Raw genomic sequence first — 18,409 nt, 5'->3', positions numbered from 1 at the left:
CTTGTACGGCCCGCTTGCGGACCGTACAAGGCCGTCCTGGCGCCGTTCAGCGACGGTCAGGAACCCTCGGGCCGCCTTCTCAGGCGGTCAGCTCCTGCGCGAGCGCGTCCCGCAGCCGGGCGGCGCGCTCGGCGACCTCCGCCGGGCCCAGCTCCACCGCCCGCGACGACCAGTGCTGGCTCTCCGGCAGGTCCCCCCGCCGGGCCGCCAGCAGCGCGAGCCGCAGCGCCGCACGGCCGTGGCCGTGCTCCGCCGCCCGGCGCCACCAGATCGCCGCCTCCGGCACGCTGCCCTCCCGGGCCAGCAGCAGGCCCAGGTTGAACGCGCCGTTGCGGCTGCCGGCCTCCGCGGCGGCCCGGTACCACCGGCCCGCGGCCTCCGTGTCGCCCCGGGCGGCCGCGCGCATGCCCAGCCGCACCTGGGCACGCCGGTGCCCGTGCCGCGCGGCCTGCTCGTACCACCGCTCGCACTCGGCGGCGTCGGCATCCGAGCCGCCCGGGTCGCCGGCCGTACCCGCGCCGCCCCACGCCCGCGCACTGCGCGCGCCCGCGGCCTCCGGCCTCGCAGAAGGCCCGGGCCGCCGGTCGTCCAGCAGCGCCGCCAGCCGGAACGCCCCCTCGGGGCTGCCGCCCTCGGCGGCCGTCCGCAGCCGGTGCTCGGCGTCCTTCTCCTCGCCGTCGCGCAGCAGCGCGATGCCGACCTGCAGCGCGGCCTCCACGTGACCGGCCGACGCGGCGCGCTCGTACCACTGCCGCGCGCCCGTCTCGTCGTCCCGGCCCGCGTGGATGATCCCGAGGTTGAACGCCGCGTCGACGCTGCCCGCCTCCGCGGCCTTCGAGAACCACGGCTCGGCGCCCGCGGCGTCGCCGCGCTGCAGCAGCAGCACGGCCAGCGCGTTGGCCGCCTCGCAGTGCCCGGTGTACGCGGCCTGCCGGTACCACTGCTCGGCCTGCTCGACCCGGTTCTCCCCGGCGCACAGCAGCGCCAGGTTGTACGCACCGTTGACGTCGCCCGCGCCGAGCGCCGCCCGGTACCACCGCTCCGCCTCCTGCGGCTCGCCGCGGTCCGCATAGAGCGCGCCGAGCGCGTTCGCCGCGTTGCCGTCGCCGTCCTTGGCCGCCTGGCGCCACCACACGGCCGCGCTGGCGTCGTCGCCGGCGTCGCGCAGCAGGAAGCCCAGCGCGCAGGCCGCGCGCGGCTCACCGCCCCGCGCGGAGATCACGTACCACCGGCCGGCCTCCTGCGACTCGCCGCGCTCCTCCAGGAGCGTGCCGAGGTGCAGCGCGGCGCGCACGTGGCCGCGCGCGGCGGCCTGCCGGTACCACTGCTCGGCCTCGGCGACCGGGTCGTCGCCGGCCCCGGGCACATCGCGGACCAGGCTCACCGTGCCCGGCGCCGCCGGGGGCGTCAGCCGCGTACCGGTGTCGACGCCGCTGCCGGACCGCGCCCGCGTGCGGGTGTCCAGGACGCGTGCGAGGCGGTACGCCGCCTCGCGGTGGCCCTTGTCCGCGGCGATCCGGAACCAGCGCTCCGCGCCCACGTCGCTGCGGTGCTCCAGCAGGTCGGCGAGCGCGTACGCGCCGAGCGCGTGCCCGGCCTCGGCGGACTGGCGCAGCCAGTACTCGGCGCCGGGCTCGTCGCCGTTCTCCCGGTAGTAGCGTCCCAGCGCGTGCGCGGCGGCGGGCGAGCCGCCGACCGCGGCGATACGCCACCAGCCGGCGGCCTCGTGCACCTGGCCGCGCTGGTACAGCAGCACGCCCAGGTTGTTCGCCGCCGCCCGGTCGCCCTCGGCGGTCGCCGCGCGCAGCACCGGCTCCGCGCCGTCCAGATCCCCCTTGCGCAGCAGGGCGGCACCCCGCGCGCTGAGCTGCGCCACGGCCGGGTCCCGGCCCCGCGCAGCACTCGACTCACCGGTGGCGGGAGCCTCACGCTCCTGCCCACCGGCGCCCCCTGTCTTACGGGCGTCCAACACCCTTGCCTCGTCCCCCATGAGGTCCATCGTCGCACCACCTGCAACCCGCGTACACCTGGTATACCGCAGCCAGGAAGGTCACTTCAGCGGTTTGTCGACTTCCCGACACAACGACTGATCAAACCTTGTCACGCCGACAACCCCCAAAACAATGACCTCAGGAACACACACGCGACACATTCGTCTCTCCGGCCGCGCCGCCCCCACGGCGCCCACGGATCACGCGGCAGACACACGTCGAGGCCCGGAGTCCGATGGACTCCGGGCCTCGATCTCGCGTAGCGGGGACAGGATTTGAACCTGCGACCTCTGGGTTATGAGCCCAGCGAGCTACCGAGCTGCTCCACCCCGCGTCGTGTGCCGTAAGGCTATCACGGTGCGGAGGGCCCCAACGCCGCCGGTCCTCGCGGCCCGTGGCCCGCCGGACTCACGTCCGGCGGGCCACGGCCGCTCTAGGCCCCGCTGCCGCCGCCGTCACCGGCATCACCGGCATCACTGCCGCCTCCGCCGTCGCCGCCGTCGGCTCCGGCGTCACCGGCTCCTTCACCGGCTCCGTCGCCGTTCGCGCCGGCCTGCTGCTCGGCGTCCTCGATCCGCTGGAGCGCCTCCTCCAGGTCGTCCTGGGCCTTGCCGTACGCCTCCCAGTCCTGGTCCTGGAGCGCCTGCTGACCGTCCTCGTAGGCCTGCTGGGCGTCCTCCACGGCGTCCTGGAGGCTGCCACCGGCCGGCGGTTCCTCCTCCGGTGGTGGCTCCTCGCCCGTGTCCTCGGGTGGTGTCGCTTCCTCCACCCCGAAGACGACGTTCAACGCCTTGGGCAACGTGTCCTCGAAGGCCGTCTGATCGCCGTACGTGACCAGCACCTTGCGCAGCAACGGGTAGCCGGTGCCGGTGCCTTGCACGTACACCGGCTCGATGTAGATCAGTCCGCCCTCCAACGGCACCGTCAGCAGGTTGCCGTAGATGACTTCCGAATCGCCTCTCTGCAGGATGTTGATCTGGTCGGCGATCGCGGCGTTGGAGTTGAATCTGGACTGCACGAGCTTCGGTCCCGGAACGGGACTGTTGGGTGGCAGCTTCAGGATTCTGATCTGCCCGAAGTCGTCGGTGCGCGCGTCCGCGCCCACGGCCATGTACGCGCCCAGGTTGTTGCGGTTGCGTGGCGTGAACGTGGTGGTCAGCGAGAAGGTCCGCGAGTCCTGATCCGGCATCTTCATACTGAGGTAGTAGGGCGGCACCGAACTCTCGACCTTGGTGGTCGGGTCGTCCGGGATCTCCCACTGCTCACTGCCGGAGTAGAACTGCTTGGGGCTGGTGACGTGGTACTGCGTCAGCAGCTCGCGCTGGACCTTGAACAGGTCCTGCGGGTAGCGCAGGTGGTCCATCAGCGCGTCGCTGATCTCCGCACGCGGCTTGACCGTGTCGGGGAACGCCTTCATCCAGGTCTTGAGGACGGGGTCCTCGGTGTCCCACTCGTAGAGGTCCACGCTGCCGTCGTAGGCGTCGACGGTGGCCTTCACCGAGTTGCGGATGTAGTTGACCTGGTTCTGCTGCGCGATCACCGAACGCTGGTCGTCCGTCAGCGAGTCGGCCGTCGTGTCGCCCAGGGTGGTCCTGGTCGAGTACGGATAGCCGTTGCTGGTGGTGTAGGCGTCGACGATCCAGGTGATCCGGCCGTCGACCACCGCCGGATACGGGTCGCCGTCGATCGTCAGCCAGGGCGCGACGGCCTCCACCCGCTCCTTGGGGGTGCGGTTGTAGATGATCTGCGAGCCGTCGCCGATCGCACCGGAGTACATGATCTGCGGCTCGCTGAACGTCAGCGCGTACGCGGCCCTGTTGATCGGGTTGGACAGATCGACGCCGCTGTCGCCCTTGTAGCGGTACGTCTTCTCGCCGGAGTCGTCGGCGTAGTCGACCTCGTCCTGCGGGCCGCCCACGATCGAGTAGTCGCGGGTCTGCTCGCCGTAGTAGATGCGCGGCTCGTAGTCGCCGAGCTCGCCTTCGGGCGGCAGGTTCTTCTCCGTGTACGCCGGGTCGCCGTCCTCGGTGACCTCGGTGCCCTTGGCTGCGACCACACCGTAACCGTGCGTGTACCGGAAGTGGCTGTTGATCCAGCCCTTCTCCGGAATGCCGTTCACGTTGATCTCACGCAGGCCGACGACGGTGTCCTGCGAGTCGCCTTCCTCGTCCTCGTACCGGTCGACGTCCAGCGTGCCGGGGAACTGGTAGTAGCCACGGACCTGCTGTTGCTGCTGGTACGTCGGCGAGACCACGCTCGGGTCGAGCAGCCGGACGCTCGCCGTGCTGTCGATGGCGCTGCGCAGCTGCTCGTTGGTGGTGTCCTTGGGCGCCTGGCCCGAGTACTCCGTCACCTGGGAAGCGTCGATGTCGTACGCCTTGCGCGTCGCATCGATGTTCTTCTTGATGAACGGTGTCTCCTTGGCCTGCTCGTTCGGCTGCACCTGGAACTTCTGCACGATCGCCGGGTACAGCCCGCCGATCAGGATCGCCGAGAGGACCATGAGGCCGAGGCCGATGAGCGGGAGCTGCCACGTACGCCGCCACAGGGTGGCGAAGAACAGCAGCGCGCAGATGATCGCGATGACGAAGAGGATCGTTTTCGCCGGCAGATAGGCGTTCGCGTCGACGTAGCGCAGGCCGGTCCAGCCGTCGGTGGTCTTCAGGCCGCTGGTCTTGGTCGCCAGGCTGTAGCGGTCGAACCAGTACGCCACCGCCTTGAGCGCCACGAAGGTGCCCAGCAGCACGGCGAGATGACCGGTGGCCGCGGACGTGGCCCGCGCGCCGGGGCTGGAGATACGCAGGCCGCCGTACAGGTAGTGCGTGAGCGCGGCGGCGATCGTGCACAGCACGATCGCGGCGAAGCCGAAGCCGAGCAGGAAGCGGTACCACGGCAGATCGAACGCGAAGAAGGAGATGTCCTTGTGGAACTGGGGATCCTTCTCGCCGAACGACTGGCCGTTGACCCACAGCAGCCACGTGCGCCACTGCCCGGTCGCGGAGGCGCCGGCGATCAGGCCCACCAGCGTGGCGATGCCGAGCAGCACCCACTTCTTGTACGGCGCCAGGTTCATCCGGTAACGGTCGAGGTTCTCCTGCTCCAGCGACATCGCGCTGAGCGGCGGCCGGAGCCGGTGGGCCAGCCAGATGTTGAAGCCCACGGCGAACGCCATCAGCAGGCCGAAGACGAAGAACAGCCCCACCTTGGTCCACAACCGGGTGGTGAAGACCGACGAATAACCGACGGAGCGATACCAGAGCCAGTCCGTCCAGAAGCCGGCGAACATGACGAAGATGATGCCCAGGATGGCGAGCACACCCAGGGTCATCAGCAGTGTTCGTACTCGCCGGGACGGCCTGCCCACACTGATCCGTGGCCCGGTGGGGCCCCCGCCGCGGTCCGGCATCTGGAAAGCCAAGGTGGCACCTCGATCGAGACGTGAACGTCATGTCATACGGCCCCCGCGGCACAGGGGCCCAATGTGGCAACTTACTAAAGCTTTACTCAGTTCCCGCCGGGGGGTGGCAGAGAGCGATGAGGCAGGATTGCGAGCATGTCCAACTCTCCCACCGGCGGTCCACCCCTGGCAGCCGACCCGCTGACTCGCGCGGTCCTGGAGCTTGACGAGTACGCGGCCGGTTTCGGCTGGGACCGGCCGGCCCGGCTCTTCGCCCTCGTCGACACCGCGCGGCTGCGCGCGCAGGAGCCGGACCTCGCCAGGCGACTGGGCCTCGACGCAGGTCACGGCGCCGGCGAAGGCTCCGGTGCCGGGCTCGCGGCGGGGCCGGCCGCGCAGGTTTCCTACACGCCGATCGAGCAGCAGGAACTGCCCGATGAGCAGCCGCTCGACGAGTTTCTCGGGACCATCGCCTGGCCCGACACGGTCGGTGGCTGCGCGCTCACGGTCGAGCGTCTGATGCTCCCGCCCGCGGCGGAGGCCGAAGTGCCCGACGACCTCGACGAGGCGGGACTCGCGGCCTGGGTCGCCGGGCATCCGCGGCGCGAGGAGGTCCGGATGACCGTCGGCGTGCTGCGCGACGGCAGCCGGGAGGCCGCGGTGCGGCTGCGGTCCAAGGACGCGCCCACCGAGGTGCTCACGGGGCCGGATCTGGTGCCGGGGCTCGCCCGGGCGCTGGCGGCGACGTTCGACTGACCCCGCCGTAACGGCCGGCCGCCTCCTCCGGGGTGGCCGGCCGTTGCACGTCCCCGCGCGCTCCGTGTGCGCCCAACTACCCTTTGCACTCGTCGAGCTGGTCGAGGTTGCCGTCGCGGATGTCCTCAAGTGCGTCCATCGCGTCGGACATCGTCCGGATCTCGATGAGCGTGAGCCCGTCGGGTACGTCCCGGGCGGCCGTGGCGCAGTTCGCTGCGGGCGTAAGGAAGAACTTCGCGCCCTGGTCGCGGGCGCCGACGGTCTTCATGTGGATGCCGCCGATCGGCCCGACCTGGCTCTCGGTGTTGATCGTGCCGGTGCCGGCGACGAACTCGCCGCCCGTGAGGTCGCCCTTGGTGAGCTTGTCCACGATGCCGAGCGCGAACATCAGCCCCGCGCTGGGGCCGCCGACGTCGGCGAGCTTGATGTCGATCTCGAACGGGAAGGTGTGCGCGGTGCCCGCCGTGATGCCCACCATGGCCTTGCCGGGCTCCTGGTCGGACTCCCGGGTGGTGACGGTGATCTCCTCGCCCGGCAGCTTGCGCGGGTCCTCGCCGTTCTTCTCTGCCTTCTCCGCCTTGTCCGCGGGGACGATCCGGAACGTGACCTTCTCCCCCGGCTTGCGGCTGGTGACCAATTCGACCACGTCGCCCGGCCCGTCGACGGGCTTGCCGTCGACTGCCTTGATCACGTCACCGGCGTGCAGCGTGCCCTGCGCGGCGCCGCCGGCGACCACGGAGGCCACGATCACGCGGGTGGTGAAGGGGATGCCCAACTCGTCGAGCGCGGCGACCTTGGCGCTCTCCTGCGACGCGGTGAACTGTTCGGCGTTCTGCTGGTCGACTTCCTCGGCGGTGCTGTCGTCCGGGTACAGCGACTCGTGCGGCACCACCGCGTCGTCGGGGGAGAGCCAGCCGTAGACGGCCTCGACGAGGTTCATCTTGTAGTCGGCGCCGGTGACGCGGACCGTCGTCATGTTGAGGTTGCCGCTCGTCGGGTACGTCTTGCGGTCCTCTATCTGCAGGACGGGCTCACCGTCGTGATCCCCGAGGGTGTTCACCGTGGGCCCGGGCGACATCTCTGCGTACGGCACGGGGATGAAGACCCCGGCGACGAGGATGGCGAGCAGCGTCACGGTGGAGGCGAGCAGCGTCGCCGTGCGGCGTGGCATAGAACGACAGTACGGGACGCTCAGGCAGCCCCGGAACGCGAGTGGCTACGCTCCATGGCTTCCCGGAAACGGGCGTACCCCGCGAGCTCCGTGCTGTCGCCCACCTTGCGGGTGCGTGTCGCCCAGCTTGCCCATATCGCGGCTCCCCCGGCTGACGCGAGGGGTATGACCAACCAGGCTATCGCTGCCATCCCGTGCTCCTAGCTGACGTGAGGTCTTTCCGATAAGCCAACGCTCACGCGGGCCCGGAAGTTACGCAACTCGACAACCTCAGCCAGCGCCTACCCATTCCTCCGTCCCGTCCGTGAACTTCTGGTGTTTCCAGATGGGAACTTCGCGCTTGAGGGTGTCGACCAGGCGGCGGCAGGCGTCGAACGCCTCGGCGCGGTGCGGGCAGGAGACGGCGACGACGACGGCGAGATCCCCCACGGCCAGTTCCCCCACGCGGTGGACGGCGGCCAGGGCCCGTACCGGATAGTCGGCCGCGACCTTCTCCGCGATACGGCGCATCTCGGCCTCGGCGGTGGGATGGGACGAGTACCCCAGCGCGGTCACGTCCTGGACGCGCTCGGACGCCGCCTGCCGGTCGTGGTCGCGGACCGTGCCGACGAAGAGCGCCGTGCCGCCCGCGGCGGGGTCGCCGACGGCGGCGAAGACCTCGTCGAGCGACAGCGGCTCCTCGCGGACGGCGACGAGCCGCACGGGGTCCGCGGCGGCCTGCTCGCCCGGGTGCTGCGGGGTGTCTGCCATGCGTCCATCCTGCCGCACGGGGCCGACAGCGCGCCCCCGCGCGGCGGGCGGCGGGGCCCGCGCGTACGGGCCCGGACGCGGTCCGTACGCGACGCTCCGCCGCGGCGGCTCAGATCTTGCCGCGTCGCGCCTTGCGCACCCGGCGTACCACCGCGGCCGTGCCCAGCAGCGCGACCGTCGCCCCGGCCGCGCCCGCGGCGCCCGCGGCGGCGGCGTCCTTGCGGCCCAGCCGGCGGCCCGCGACGGTGTGCCGGCCGGAGACCTCCGCCAGCAGCTCGGCGAGCACTTCCTCGTTGGTGTGCTGCGGACGCCAGCCCGCGTCGTGCAGCCGGCTGCCGCTGACGACCCACGGGTACATCGTGTACGCCAGGTCACCGGCCGGCGACGGAGTGAGCCCGAGGCGGTGCAGCCGGGAGGCGGCGCCGAGCGCCACGGCCGACGGCAGCTCCATGCGCCGGATGCCGGTCAGCTCCTCGACCTCCTCCTGCTCCAGCCAGCCGTCGCAGCCGACCGCCAGCTCCCCCTCGGCCTTCTCCAGCGCCGCGAACTCCAGGGCGGCGGCCAGGTCGTCGATGTGGCAGAACTGCCAGCACGGCCGGGTGCCCTTGACGACCAGCAGCCGGGGCGACTCGAAGTACCGGGTCAGCGGGGTGTCCACGCCGCCGACGACGGCCGCGGGGCGCACGACGGTGACGTTCAGGCCGGGGTGCGCGCGGGGCGCACGGCGGCCCAGGCGCTCCATCTCCAGCAGGTCGCCGACGCCGGTGGCCTCCTCGGTGGCGCGCAGCTCGGCGTCCTCGGCGAGCGGGACGGGGTTGTCGGGCAGCGCCCCGTAGACCATGGCGGAGGTGCACAGGACGACCCGGCGCACGCCGGCCGCGGCGGCGGCGGTGAGCACCGTCTGCGTACCACGTACGTTGTACGCCGTTCGGGCCGTGGCGTCGGTCTCCAGGTCAAGGTCGAGGGCGAGGTGCACGACGACGTCCGTGCCGCGCAGTTTGTCGGCGATGGCCGGGTCCCGCACGTCCAGCACGTGCCAGTGGGCCTCGGGCAGCTCGCCGCGGCGCTCGTCGATGGCGACGACCTGCTTGACCTCGTCGGAGGCCGCCAGCCGCTCCGTGACCAGGGCGCCGATGCCGGCCGCCGCCCCGGTGACGGCGACGACGGGGCGCCACGTGCCCGGGGCGGGCTCGTCGGCCCCGGCCCCATCGGCGGCCTTTCGCGCTGCGCGAACGTTCGGTTCCGGGGAACTCACCGGGCGGCTCCAGCTGTTGTGTGCAGTAGTTCCATCCATCCTGCCCCAGCCGCACCCGTAGCGGTGGCGGCGGGCGCCAGGACATCGTGCAGGCATACGAAGCGGCATAGGGTGGAGGTAGTGGAGGGCGTACGCCGCCGGCCCTGTGCAGGCGGCCCGACGAGCCGAGGAAACCGTGAGTGACACCCCATTCGGATTCGGCCCCCCGAAGGAGCCGGACGACGACGGCGAGGGCGACGACAAGGGCGCCCGCAAGGGGGACGGCGACCGGAGCAGCCGGGACCCGTTCGGCTTCGGGGGCGCCGGAGGCGACCCGCAAAACCCGTTCGCGGCCATCTTCGGCTCCCTCGGCGGCCAGGGCGGCGCCATGGGCCCGCAGGACCTGGGCGCGGCCTTCCAGCAGCTCGGCCAGATGCTGAGCTACGAGGGCGGGCCGGTCAACTGGGACATGGCCAAGGACATCGCCCGGCAGACCGTCGCCCAGGGCGCGGCCGACGAGTCGAAGGACGCCAGCGTCGGGGACGCCGAGCGCAAGGCGGTCGAGGAGTCCGTGCGGCTGGCCGACCTGTGGCTGGACGGCGTGACGTCGCTGCCCTCCGGCTCGGGCGTGGCGCTGGCCTGGAGCCGCGCGGAGTGGGTCGAGGCGACGCTTCCGGTGTGGAAGGAGCTGGTCGACCCGGTCGCCGAGCGCGTGGGCGCCGCCATGGGCGGGGTGCTGCCGGAGGAGATGCAGGCCATGGCCGGCCCGCTCATCGGCATGATGCGCTCGATGGGCGGGGCCATGTTCGGCACCCAGATCGGGCACGCGGTGGGGGTGCTGGCCGGCGAGGTCGTCGGTTCCACCGACATCGGGCTGCCGCTCGGACCCGCGGGCAAGGCGGCGCTGCTGCCGGTGAACATCAAGAGGTTCAGCGAGGGCCTGGGCGTACCGCAGGACGAGGTCCGGCTGTATCTGGCGCTGCGCGAGGCGGCGCACCAGCGGCTCTTCGCGCACGTACCGTGGCTGCGCTCGCACCTGTTCGGCGCCGTCGAGGGCTACGCGCGCGGCATCAAGGTGGACACCTCCAAGCTGGAGGACCTGGTCGGCCAGGTCGACATCGAGCGTCCCGAGCAGTTGCAGGAGGCGCTCCAGCAGGGCATGTTCCAGCCGGAGGACACCCCGGAGCAGAAGGCCGCGCTGGCCCGGCTGGAGACGGCGCTCGCGCTGGTCGAGGGCTGGGTGGACGCGGTCGTGCACGCGGCCGCGGAGCCGCACCTGGACGCCCCGTCGCTGAACTCGCTGCGCGAGGCGCTGCGCCGCAGGCGCGCCACGGGCGGTCCCGCGGAGCAGACGTTCGCGACGCTGATCGGGCTGGAGCTGCGGCCGCGGCGGCTGCGGGACGCCTCGCGGCTGTGGGCGTCGCTGGCGGACGCGCGCGGGGTCGACGGGCGGGACGCGCTGTGGGCGCACCCCGACATGCTGCCGACGGCGGGCGACCTGGACGACCCGGACGGGTTCGTGCACAGCGAGCAGGCGGACTTCTCGGAGCTGGAGAAGCTGCTGGGCTCGGGTGGCGGCGTCGAGTCCGGCGGTTCCGGTGATTCCGGTGGTTCCGCCGACGCCGGCGGGCCGGACGAGAAGGACGGCCCGGACGGCCCCGACGGCGGCAAGGGCGACGCGGACAAGTGACGCTGCAGGACGACGCCGAGCGCGTACTGAAGGAGTGGAGCGCGCCTGACAGCGGTCAGGAGGCGCTCCGCCTCACGTATCTGGAGTACCTGGCGGCGCATCCCGACGGGATGTGGAAGCCGTGCGCGGACGGGCATGTGACGGCCAGCGCGCTGATCGTCGACACGGCGGGTGAGCGGGTACTGCTGACCCTCCACCGCAAGCTGAATATGTGGCTGCAGACGGGCGGGCACTGCGAGCCGGAGGACGCGACGCTGGCAGCGGCGGCGCTGCGGGAGGCCCACGAGGAGTCGGGTATGGCGGGCCTCACACTGCTGCCCGGCGGGCCGGTGGGCCTCGACCGGCACCACACACCGTGCGCCTGGCACCTGGACGTGCAGTACGCGGCGCTGGCCCCCGAGGGAGCGGTGCCGGCGATCAGCGACGAGTCACTGGATCTGCGCTGGTACGGGTACGACGAGGTGGCCGGCGTCGCCGACCCGTCCGTGGCGCTGCTGATGGAGCGCACCCGGGCGCGGCTGGCCTGAGGACCGCGCCGTCACACGGCGACGGCGGGACCTCCGCGGCGAGTTGCGGACGAAACCGCTAGTCCCAGCGGTCCTGGTTGATGAACCGGGCGTAGCCGCGCCAGGAGTTGGGGCCCATGACCCCGTCGATCGGGCCGGTGTAGCCGTGCGCGGCGGCCAGCCGTTGCACGGCGGCCCAGGTGTGGGTACCGGGTACCCCGTCGATCGGGCCGGTGTAACCCCAGCCCCGCATGGCCCGCTGCAACGCCGCATAGGTGTTCGGACCCGGCACCCCGTCGATCGGACCGGTATACCCCTGCTCGATCCGCAGCCAGTTCTGCGTCCGCTGCCACATCACCGGCCCCGGCACCCCGTCCTGCTCCGTCGACGTCTTCGGCAAGGGGTCCTCGCCGGTCGGCGGCGGGTCGGTCGGCTCGGTCGGGTCGAACGCCCAGGGACGGGCCAGGTTGAGGTCGACGGGTGCCACGCCGCCGGCCGACCCCACTGAGGAGTACTGGTGTGCCCCCCAGTCCGGGTACCGTCCGCCGAGGTCCGGGGCGCCGGGATACGAGCCGTTGTTCGGCCCCCAGGAGGCGACCCACAGACGGGCGCCGGCGGCGATGGTCCGCTGCCAGGACCCGGCCCGCAGCGCTCCGGCGCTGATGTAGAACCACGGCGCGTAGGCGCCGACGTGTTCCCGCACCCGGAGGAACCAGGCCGACACGTCCGTGTCGTTCCACAGCCGGGTCGAGTCGTCGAGGATCTCCACGTCCAGCGCGAGTACGTCGCCGGGCCGGTAGTCGTGCAGGTTCGCGGCGAAGTAGTCGGCGGCGGCCACGGGGGTGAGGAAGTCGCCGGAGAGGAAGTAGTGGCCCACCCGCAGCCCCGCGGAGCGGGCTGCGTCGATGTGACCGGGGTAGGAGGAGGTCACGTAGGGCCCCTCGCGGAGCTGGCAGCCGCCGGCCTTGGCGATGGCGAACCGCTGTCCCTCGGCGGCGGCCCGGGCGAAGTCGATGCCGGTCTGGTAGGTGGAGACATCGATGCCGGGCAGGTCGGCGGCGGCGGCCGCGGTGCCCCGGCCGGCGGCGCGGGTGGCGGTGGTGGCCGCGAGCAGTCCGGCCGGAGTGAGCGCCGCGACCAGTCCTGCGCGTACGACAGTCCTTCTGTGCACGGTCCCTCCGAACAGGAGAATGTCATGTCCTTATCAAAACTACGCGCGTAGGTTACCGTGTCGTGGAGCTTGCCCGCGATCCCAAGTGGTCATTCATCCCAAGGGAGTTGCCATGTGTGAGCATCACGAAGAACTGGACCGGGAACGGGCTCCGGAGGGCCCGGTCAGGGCGCGGGTCAGCCGGCGGACCCTGCTGCGCGGCTCCGTCACCACGCTCGGACTGGTCACCGGCGGGAGCCTCCTGACGGCCTCGCCGGCGCGCGCCGCCGACCTGTACAACCCGTTCACCGCTTACCCGCTCACCAGCGGCTGGCAGGACCACCTGAACCGGGGTTCACTCGGCGGGATCGACTACGCCATGGGCGTCGGCACCAACCTGCCGGCATCCGGCGCCGGCACCGTCACCAACATCCCCGACAACGGGACCGGCGGCCACACCGTCACCATCACCCACAGCGACGGCTACCGGACGCAGTACATGCACCTGTCCGCGTTCCTGCTCGGTAATGGCGCCTGGGTCGGCAAGGGCGGCATCGTCGGCCGCTCCGGCGGCGCCGCGGGCGCCCCCGGCTCCGGCAACTCGACCGGTCCGCACGTCCACTGGCACCTCATCACCCCCGGTGGCGTGCGCGTCAACCCGCTCGGCTACCTCGGTGGCGGCGGGGGACTGCCGAAGACGTCGACGGAGCAGGACGGGGTGCCGGGGCCGGTGATGTGGCAGCGGACGCAGAACTGGCTGCGGATCGAGCAGGGGTATACCGGTCCGATCGACGGGGTGCCGGGTCCGAACACCTATGCGGCGTTGCAGCGGGCCATGCGGGGCTGGGGTTACACCGGCCCGATCGACGGGGTACCCGGTACCCACACCTGGGCCGCCGTGCAACGGCTGGCCGCCGCGCACGGCTACACCGGCCCGATCGACGGGGTCATGGGCCCCAACTCCTGGCGCGGCTACGCCCGGTTCATCAACCAGGACCGCTGGGACTGACCCCGGCCGAACCTGGCGGACGCCCGCCCCCCATCCACGGCCCGCGTCGACAGCGTGTCCGCAGCCCCGCCCCTCGATCCCCTAGTCGGCGGCCGGTGGCGGGCCGGTCGGCGCGGGGCGCGGGATGAAGGGCAGGCTCTCCCCCGCCACGACGCCCTCCAGGTAGCCGCGGGCCCGCTCGGTGCGGGGGTAGGCGGCGACGAGGTCCCAGAAGCGGGGGCCGTGACCCGGCACGAGCAGGTGGGCCAGCTCGTGGATCAGCACGTAGTCGATGACGTACTCCGGCATGCCCTTCAGCCGGTGCGAGAGGCGGATCGTGCCCTCGGCGGGGGTGCAGGAGCCCCAGCGGGTGTTCTGGTTGGTGACCCAGCGCACGCTGGTGGGCCGGGCCCGGCCGTCGAGGTACTGCGCGGACAGCCGCTGGGCCCGGTCGGCCAGCTCGCCGTCGCCGGGCATCCGCCGGTTCTCCTGGGCCTGGAGCTTGTCGAGCATGACCGTCACCCAGCGCTGCTCCTCCGCCTCGCTCATGCGGGCGGGGATCAGCACGACGGTGCGGTCGCCCTCGCGATATGCGGAAACGGTCCTGCGCCTGCGCGCGCTGCGTCTGACCTCGACCGCTCTCGACGGTTTCGGCCGTCCTGGGCTGTGCTCTGGGTCAGCGGGCACGGCATGACGTTACCTGGTCAGGGTGAAGAAAGTCCCGGCCAGGAGCAGGTGTGCGAGACCGTTGCCGAGGTCGCGGTCAATTCGTAATACTTTTTCCGGCACCTGTGGATAACTCGTGATCCAGTGGGGCGGCAGGCTGGCAGAGTGGCGGAGGCACGAGGGGGGCGCGATGCATCCGATGATCAAGCCGGCGCTGCGGCGGAGCTGGCGCGGCAGGCACACCATGCAGATCGGCGTGACCAGGGCACATGCGGTGTCGATCCATCCGGTGGACTCGGCGACGGGGCTGTTCCTGCGCAGGCTGGACGGCACGCGCGGGCTGGAGGCGCTGCGCCGCGAGGGGCACAGGTTCGGCCTCTCGCCCCGGTCGGTGGACACACTGGTCGCCCGATTGACACGGGCCGGGCTGATCGACGACGGGCCGCCCCCGCCGAAGGGCACCGGAACTCCCCGGGATGACCACCCGGCCTCCACGGACCGTCCACGCCGCATCCACCGTTCCCCGCACGCCGGTCCCCCGGCAGCACACGCACCACCGGCCGACGCGGCACGACCTCCTCTGCCTCCGACCGATCCGCCTCCGACCGATCCGCCCCCGACCGGCCCGCTGCCGTCCGGCCCACCGGCTGCCCCGCGACGGTCTGACTCGCTCTCGTCCGGCTCATCGACGGCCGCTCCGTCGACGGACCGGCCGTCGATGTCCGGGGGCCGGGGGCGGGGCGGGGCGATACCGGCGCGGCTGCGGGGCGACCGGGCTTCGCTGTCCGTCGTGCACCCCGAGCCCGGCGCCGCGGTGGCGCGGCTGGAGGCCCGGCGAGGGCTGCGGGTGGTGGTGCGCGGCGCCGGGCGGGTGGGAGCTTCGGTGGCGGCGCTGCTCTCCGCGGCGGGCGTCGGCGGGGTGGAGGTCGTCGACGGCGGCTGCGTCGAGCCGTGGGACGTGGCGCCCGGCGGTGTGGGTGCGGGGGACGTCGGCCGGCGGCGTAGTGACGCGGCCCTGGGCGCCGTGCGGCGGGCGGGGCCGTGGCCGGCGGCGCGGGGCGGGCGTCCGGGCGGAGCGGTGTCGCTCGTGGTGCTGGCGCCGCGGGACGGGCTGGCCGCGTACGCACCGGATCCGGAGGTCGCCCGGCGCTACCGCGAAGCGGGCATTCCGCACGTGTACGCGGGGGTGCTGGAGGGCACGGGGGTGGTGGGACCGCTCGTGCTGCCGGGTGGTTCGGCGTGTGCGGGCTGCCTCACGGCCGCCCGGACGGAGCGGGAGCCGGAGTGGCCGCGGATGCTCGCCCAGTGGCGGGCCGGAGGTGATCGGGAGGGGGTCGCCGCGTGCGATGTGGCGTTGGCGACAATAGTGGCAGGGCTGACGGCCGCCCACGCGCTGACTTTTCTCGACGGGCGGCTGCCGGTGTGTACGGGGGCCCGGCTGGAGTTCGCGCTGCCGGGCCTGGCCTGGGAGTTGACGGAGCTCGATCCACACCCGAGGTGCGGGTGCGGTGCGGCGGCAGCCGCTGACCGGGATACGGGAGTGGCCCATGTCTGACCTTCCGCGCAAGGCGATCACGCGTACGGCCAGGCTGGCCTCGCTGCCGGTGGGCTTCGCCGGACGCGCCACCTGGGGGCTCGGCAAGCGGCTCGGCGGCCGGCCGGCGGAGCTGGTGGCCCGGGAGCTCCAGCAGCGCACCGCCGAGCAGTTGTTCAAGACGCTGGGCGAGCTGAAGGGCGGGGCGATGAAGTTCGGGCAGGCGCTGTCCGTCTTCGAGTCCGCGCTGCCGGAGGAGATAGCGGGGCCCTACCGCGCAGCCCTGACCAAGCTGCAGGAGGCGGCGCCGCCGATGCCGGTGCGCACGGTGCACGGTGCCCTGGCGGAGCGGCTGGGCCCGGACTGGCGCGATCTCTTCCTGGAGTTCGAGGACACGCCCGCGGCGGCGGCGTCGATCGGGCAGGTGCACCGGGCGGTGTGGCACGACGGCCGCGAGGTCGCGGTCAAGGTGCAGTACCCGGGTGCCGGCAAGGCGCTGCTGTCCGACCTGGCGCAGTTGGGCCGCCTCGCACGGCTGTTGGGCCCGCTGGTACCGGGGCTGGACATCAAGCCGCTGATCCAGGAGCTGCGGGACCGGGTGGCGGAGGAGCTGGACTACGGGCTGGAGGCCCGGGCCCAGAGCGCGTACGCGCAGGAGTTCGCGGACGACCCGGACGTACTGGTGCCGGACGTGGTGCACCAGGCGGACCAGGTGCTGGTCACCGAGTGGCTGGACGGCGTGCCGGTCTCGGAGCTGATAGCGAGCGGCTCGCGGGCGGAGCGGGACCGGGTGGGCCAGTTGCTGGCGCGGTTCCTCTTCGCCGGCACGGCGCGCACGGGACTGCTGCACGCCGATCCGCACCCGGGCAACTTCCGGCTGGTGAAGGAAGGCGAGCCGGAGGAGTGGCGGCTCGGGGTGATGGACTTCGGCACGGTGGACCGGCTGCCGGGCGGGCTGCCGGAGGAGATCGGCATCGCGCTCGGGATGTCGCTCGAAGGCCAGGCGGACGAGGTCTACGAGCTGCTGCGCGAGCAGGGGTTCGTCAAGCCGGACGTCGAGCTGGACCCGGAGGCGGTGATCGACTATCTGGTGCCGATCATCGAGCCGGCCGGGGTGGAGGAGTTCGCCTTCAGCCGCGAGTGGATGCGTACGCAGGCGGCCCGGATCGCCGACCCCCGCAACCCCGCACACCAGTTGGGCCGGCAGCTCAACCTGCCGCCGTCGTATCTGCTGATACACCGGGTGACGCTCAGCACCATCGGGGTGCTCTGCCAGCTCGGTGCGCAGGTGCGGATGCGCGAGGAGCTGACGGAGTGGCTGCCGGGCTTCGCCGAGTACGCCGAAGGGGGCCGTCCGGAGGACGACCCCCACGAGGGTTCGGCGACGGAGGACCCGGCGACGGCGACCGCCTGACCGGGCCGGCCGCCGGCGGCCGGCGCGCGAGCGCCGGTGCCGTTACTGCATGACGGCCATGGCCAGCGCGCGCCGGGCGCGCATGTGCGCGCGCTCGGCCCGTCGCTGCATCCGCCGGGCGGCGATCAGGCGCATGGCCCTGCGTTCCTGCTCGGCGGCCTCCACTCGGTCCCGATACTGGGCCCGGGCAAGGGCTTCTGGCATGAGTTGCATCTGAAGGTTCCTGTTCTGGCGCTCGTCGTAGGCGCCTGCTTCGTGGCGTGCTGCGGGGTAGTCGGTGGACGGGCTCATCGTCGTTTCCTGCTCTGCCGGTGCGTGTGCGCGTGGACGGTCGATCGTGCCGTGGGCGTTCATGCCACGACCGGGTTCTTCCGCGGGCGCCCACGCGGCCGCTTGCGCGGCACCACCACACCCTGGACGAACAGCTCGCCGCCCCAGACACCCCAGGGCTCGCGGCGCTCCTTCGCCCCCGCGAGGCAGGCCTCACGGACGGGACAGGTCTGGCAGAGGGACTTGGCGTACTCGACGTCCGCCGGAGTCTCCGCGAAGAACACTTCGGGGTCGTAGCTCCGGCAGGGCACGAGGTCGCCGAGCGCGTCGATTCGCTCGTCGAGCTCGGTGAGAGCGGTCAGCTGAGTCAAGGGGACCTCCAGGTCGGTGGTGCCGGGCACGGGGTCGGGCGTGGGCCTGTGCGGGGTGTGCACGGGGAGGGACACGGTTCCGTCCTTGCTCGTCGTGTTGATCAACTTCTGCGTTGGGCAAATCAAAAGGGCCGCGGATCCCGGTTCGGGTTCCGCGGCCCTGGAAGGTGCCGTCTCGATCGATTCGATCAAGATGGTTCTTTCCAGGGATCAGGCCCGCGGAAGGCCCGCATGTGCGTCGTGGCCGCAATGCCGCCTGCGAAGGCGCCATTGACCCACTCCTGCTGGAGGTCGGCACCCGCTGCCGCCGCCGCATAGGCCGGAGCCTGCGCCGCTGCTACCAGGAGTGCCTTGGTCGGTCGCTCGTCACGGATGTCGGCACCCAGACCGCCACGGACACCGGACACACCGGTGGCGGGGACCTGGAGCTTGGAGAGGGCGAGCAGGCAGGAGGAGACGACCTCGCGACCGTCGGCAGCACGACCGTCAAGTTTCGTGATGCTGATCATGGGTTTTCTCCT

16 protein-coding genes and 1 tRNA gene are annotated in these 18,409 nt (G+C 72.3%); 6 read left to right on the top strand and 11 right to left on the bottom strand.

Annotated elements, in window-relative coordinates:
* Positions 1 to 79 precede the first annotated feature (79 nt).
* The 3 genes from ABGA99_RS07295 to ABGA99_RS07285 all read right to left on the bottom strand — a co-directional run bounded on the left by ABGA99_RS07295 (position 80) and on the right by ABGA99_RS07285 (position 5,397).
* Entirely contained in the window at positions 80 to 1,876 is a 1,797-nt protein-coding gene (locus ABGA99_RS07295; RefSeq protein ID WP_347576167.1) for a tetratricopeptide repeat protein, read from the bottom strand.
* 375 nt (positions 1,877 to 2,251) lie between these two features.
* Positions 2,252 to 2,325 (bottom strand) — tRNA-Met (locus ABGA99_RS07290).
* Between the two features lie 99 nt (positions 2,326 to 2,424).
* Positions 2,425 to 5,397, bottom strand: coding sequence for a UPF0182 family protein (locus tag ABGA99_RS07285; RefSeq protein WP_347576466.1), 2,973 nt, complete (start codon positions 5,395 to 5,397; stop codon positions 2,425 to 2,427).
* A gap of 147 nt (positions 5,398 to 5,544) precedes the next feature.
* Between ABGA99_RS07285 and ABGA99_RS07280 the strand changes: the two genes are divergently transcribed.
* Positions 5,545 to 6,144 carry a PPA1309 family protein gene (locus tag ABGA99_RS07280; protein ID WP_347576168.1) on the top strand — a complete coding sequence of 200 codons (600 nt, stop codon included), beginning with the start codon at positions 5,545 to 5,547 and terminating at the stop codon, positions 6,142 to 6,144.
* A 76-nt stretch (positions 6,145 to 6,220) separates the two neighbouring features.
* On the opposite strand, the gene ABGA99_RS07275 is transcribed toward ABGA99_RS07280, so the two are convergent.
* The 3 genes from ABGA99_RS07275 to ABGA99_RS07265 form a co-directional block, all read right to left on the bottom strand.
* The gene (locus ABGA99_RS07275) at positions 6,221 to 7,315 is read right to left on the bottom strand and encodes a PDZ domain-containing protein (protein WP_347576169.1); all 1,095 of its coding nucleotides are present in this window, start codon (positions 7,313 to 7,315) and stop codon (positions 6,221 to 6,223) included.
* 270 nt (positions 7,316 to 7,585) lie between these two features.
* Positions 7,586 to 8,065: a molybdenum cofactor biosynthesis protein MoaE gene (locus tag ABGA99_RS07270; protein WP_347576170.1), complete on the bottom strand. Its 480-nt coding sequence runs from the start codon at positions 8,063 to 8,065 to the stop codon at positions 7,586 to 7,588.
* Positions 8,066 to 8,174: 109 nt separating this feature from the next.
* Positions 8,175 to 9,320 (bottom strand): SDR family oxidoreductase, encoded by a 1,146-nt coding sequence (locus ABGA99_RS07265; RefSeq protein WP_347576171.1) that lies wholly within the window; start codon positions 9,318 to 9,320, stop codon positions 8,175 to 8,177.
* A gap of 175 nt (positions 9,321 to 9,495) precedes the next feature.
* On the opposite strand from ABGA99_RS07265, the gene ABGA99_RS07260 reads away from it, so the two are divergent.
* Together ABGA99_RS07260 and ABGA99_RS07255 are read left to right on the top strand one after the other, a co-directional pair.
* Positions 9,496 to 10,989 carry a zinc-dependent metalloprotease gene (locus tag ABGA99_RS07260; protein ID WP_347576172.1) on the top strand — a complete coding sequence of 498 codons (1,494 nt, stop codon included), beginning with the start codon at positions 9,496 to 9,498 and terminating at the stop codon, positions 10,987 to 10,989.
* Positions 10,986 to 11,516 (top strand): NUDIX hydrolase, encoded by a 531-nt coding sequence (locus ABGA99_RS07255; RefSeq protein WP_347576173.1) that lies wholly within the window; start codon positions 10,986 to 10,988, stop codon positions 11,514 to 11,516. Before ABGA99_RS07260 ends, ABGA99_RS07255 begins: the two co-directional genes overlap by 4 nt.
* Positions 11,517 to 11,574: 58 nt before the next feature.
* On the opposite strand, the gene ABGA99_RS07250 is transcribed toward ABGA99_RS07255, so the two are convergent.
* Positions 11,575 to 12,666 carry a GH25 family lysozyme gene (locus ABGA99_RS07250; protein WP_347576174.1) on the bottom strand — a complete coding sequence of 364 codons (1,092 nt, stop codon included), beginning with the start codon at positions 12,664 to 12,666 and terminating at the stop codon, positions 11,575 to 11,577.
* Between the two features lie 112 nt (positions 12,667 to 12,778).
* Between ABGA99_RS07250 and ABGA99_RS07245 the strand changes: the two genes are divergently transcribed.
* Entirely contained in the window at positions 12,779 to 13,654 is an 876-nt protein-coding gene (locus ABGA99_RS07245) for a peptidoglycan DD-metalloendopeptidase family protein (protein WP_347576175.1), read from the top strand.
* A gap of 81 nt (positions 13,655 to 13,735) precedes the next feature.
* On the opposite strand, the gene ABGA99_RS07240 is transcribed toward ABGA99_RS07245, so the two are convergent.
* Positions 13,736 to 14,320: a M48 family metallopeptidase gene (locus ABGA99_RS07240; protein ID WP_347576176.1), complete on the bottom strand. Its 585-nt coding sequence runs from the start codon at positions 14,318 to 14,320 to the stop codon at positions 13,736 to 13,738.
* A 169-nt stretch (positions 14,321 to 14,489) separates the two neighbouring features.
* Here ABGA99_RS07240 and ABGA99_RS07235 point away from each other — a divergent pair, with 169 nt between their 5' ends.
* On the top strand, positions 14,490 to 15,854 hold the full coding sequence (locus ABGA99_RS07235) for a ThiF family adenylyltransferase (protein ID WP_347582336.1): 1,365 nt from the start codon (positions 14,490 to 14,492) through the stop codon (positions 15,852 to 15,854).
* Positions 15,847 to 17,247: an AarF/UbiB family protein gene (locus tag ABGA99_RS07230; RefSeq protein WP_347576177.1), complete on the top strand. Its 1,401-nt coding sequence runs from the start codon at positions 15,847 to 15,849 to the stop codon at positions 17,245 to 17,247. The genes ABGA99_RS07235 and ABGA99_RS07230 overlap by 8 nt, the downstream gene beginning before the upstream one ends.
* Before the next feature lie 42 nt (positions 17,248 to 17,289).
* Here ABGA99_RS07230 and ABGA99_RS07225 read toward each other — a convergent pair whose 3' ends face one another.
* The 3 genes from ABGA99_RS07225 to ABGA99_RS07215 all read right to left on the bottom strand — a co-directional run bounded on the left by ABGA99_RS07225 (position 17,290) and on the right by ABGA99_RS07215 (position 18,397).
* Complete coding sequence (locus ABGA99_RS07225; protein ID WP_027773090.1) at positions 17,290 to 17,601, bottom strand: hypothetical protein; 312 nt, start codon at positions 17,599 to 17,601, stop codon at positions 17,290 to 17,292.
* Complete coding sequence (locus ABGA99_RS07220; RefSeq protein ID WP_106966315.1) at positions 17,598 to 17,963, bottom strand: WhiB family transcriptional regulator; 366 nt, start codon at positions 17,961 to 17,963, stop codon at positions 17,598 to 17,600. The genes ABGA99_RS07225 and ABGA99_RS07220 overlap by 4 nt, the downstream gene beginning before the upstream one ends.
* A gap of 113 nt (positions 17,964 to 18,076) precedes the next feature.
* Positions 18,077 to 18,397 (bottom strand): hypothetical protein, encoded by a 321-nt coding sequence (locus ABGA99_RS07215; protein WP_347576178.1) that lies wholly within the window; start codon positions 18,395 to 18,397, stop codon positions 18,077 to 18,079.
* Positions 18,398 to 18,409 lie beyond the last annotated feature (12 nt).

This window comes from Streptomyces sp. B5E4 (assembly GCF_039871555.1).
Classification (GTDB): domain Bacteria; phylum Actinomycetota; class Actinomycetes; order Streptomycetales; family Streptomycetaceae; genus Streptomyces.
This window is presented reverse-complemented; position numbering and strand designations above follow the sequence as displayed.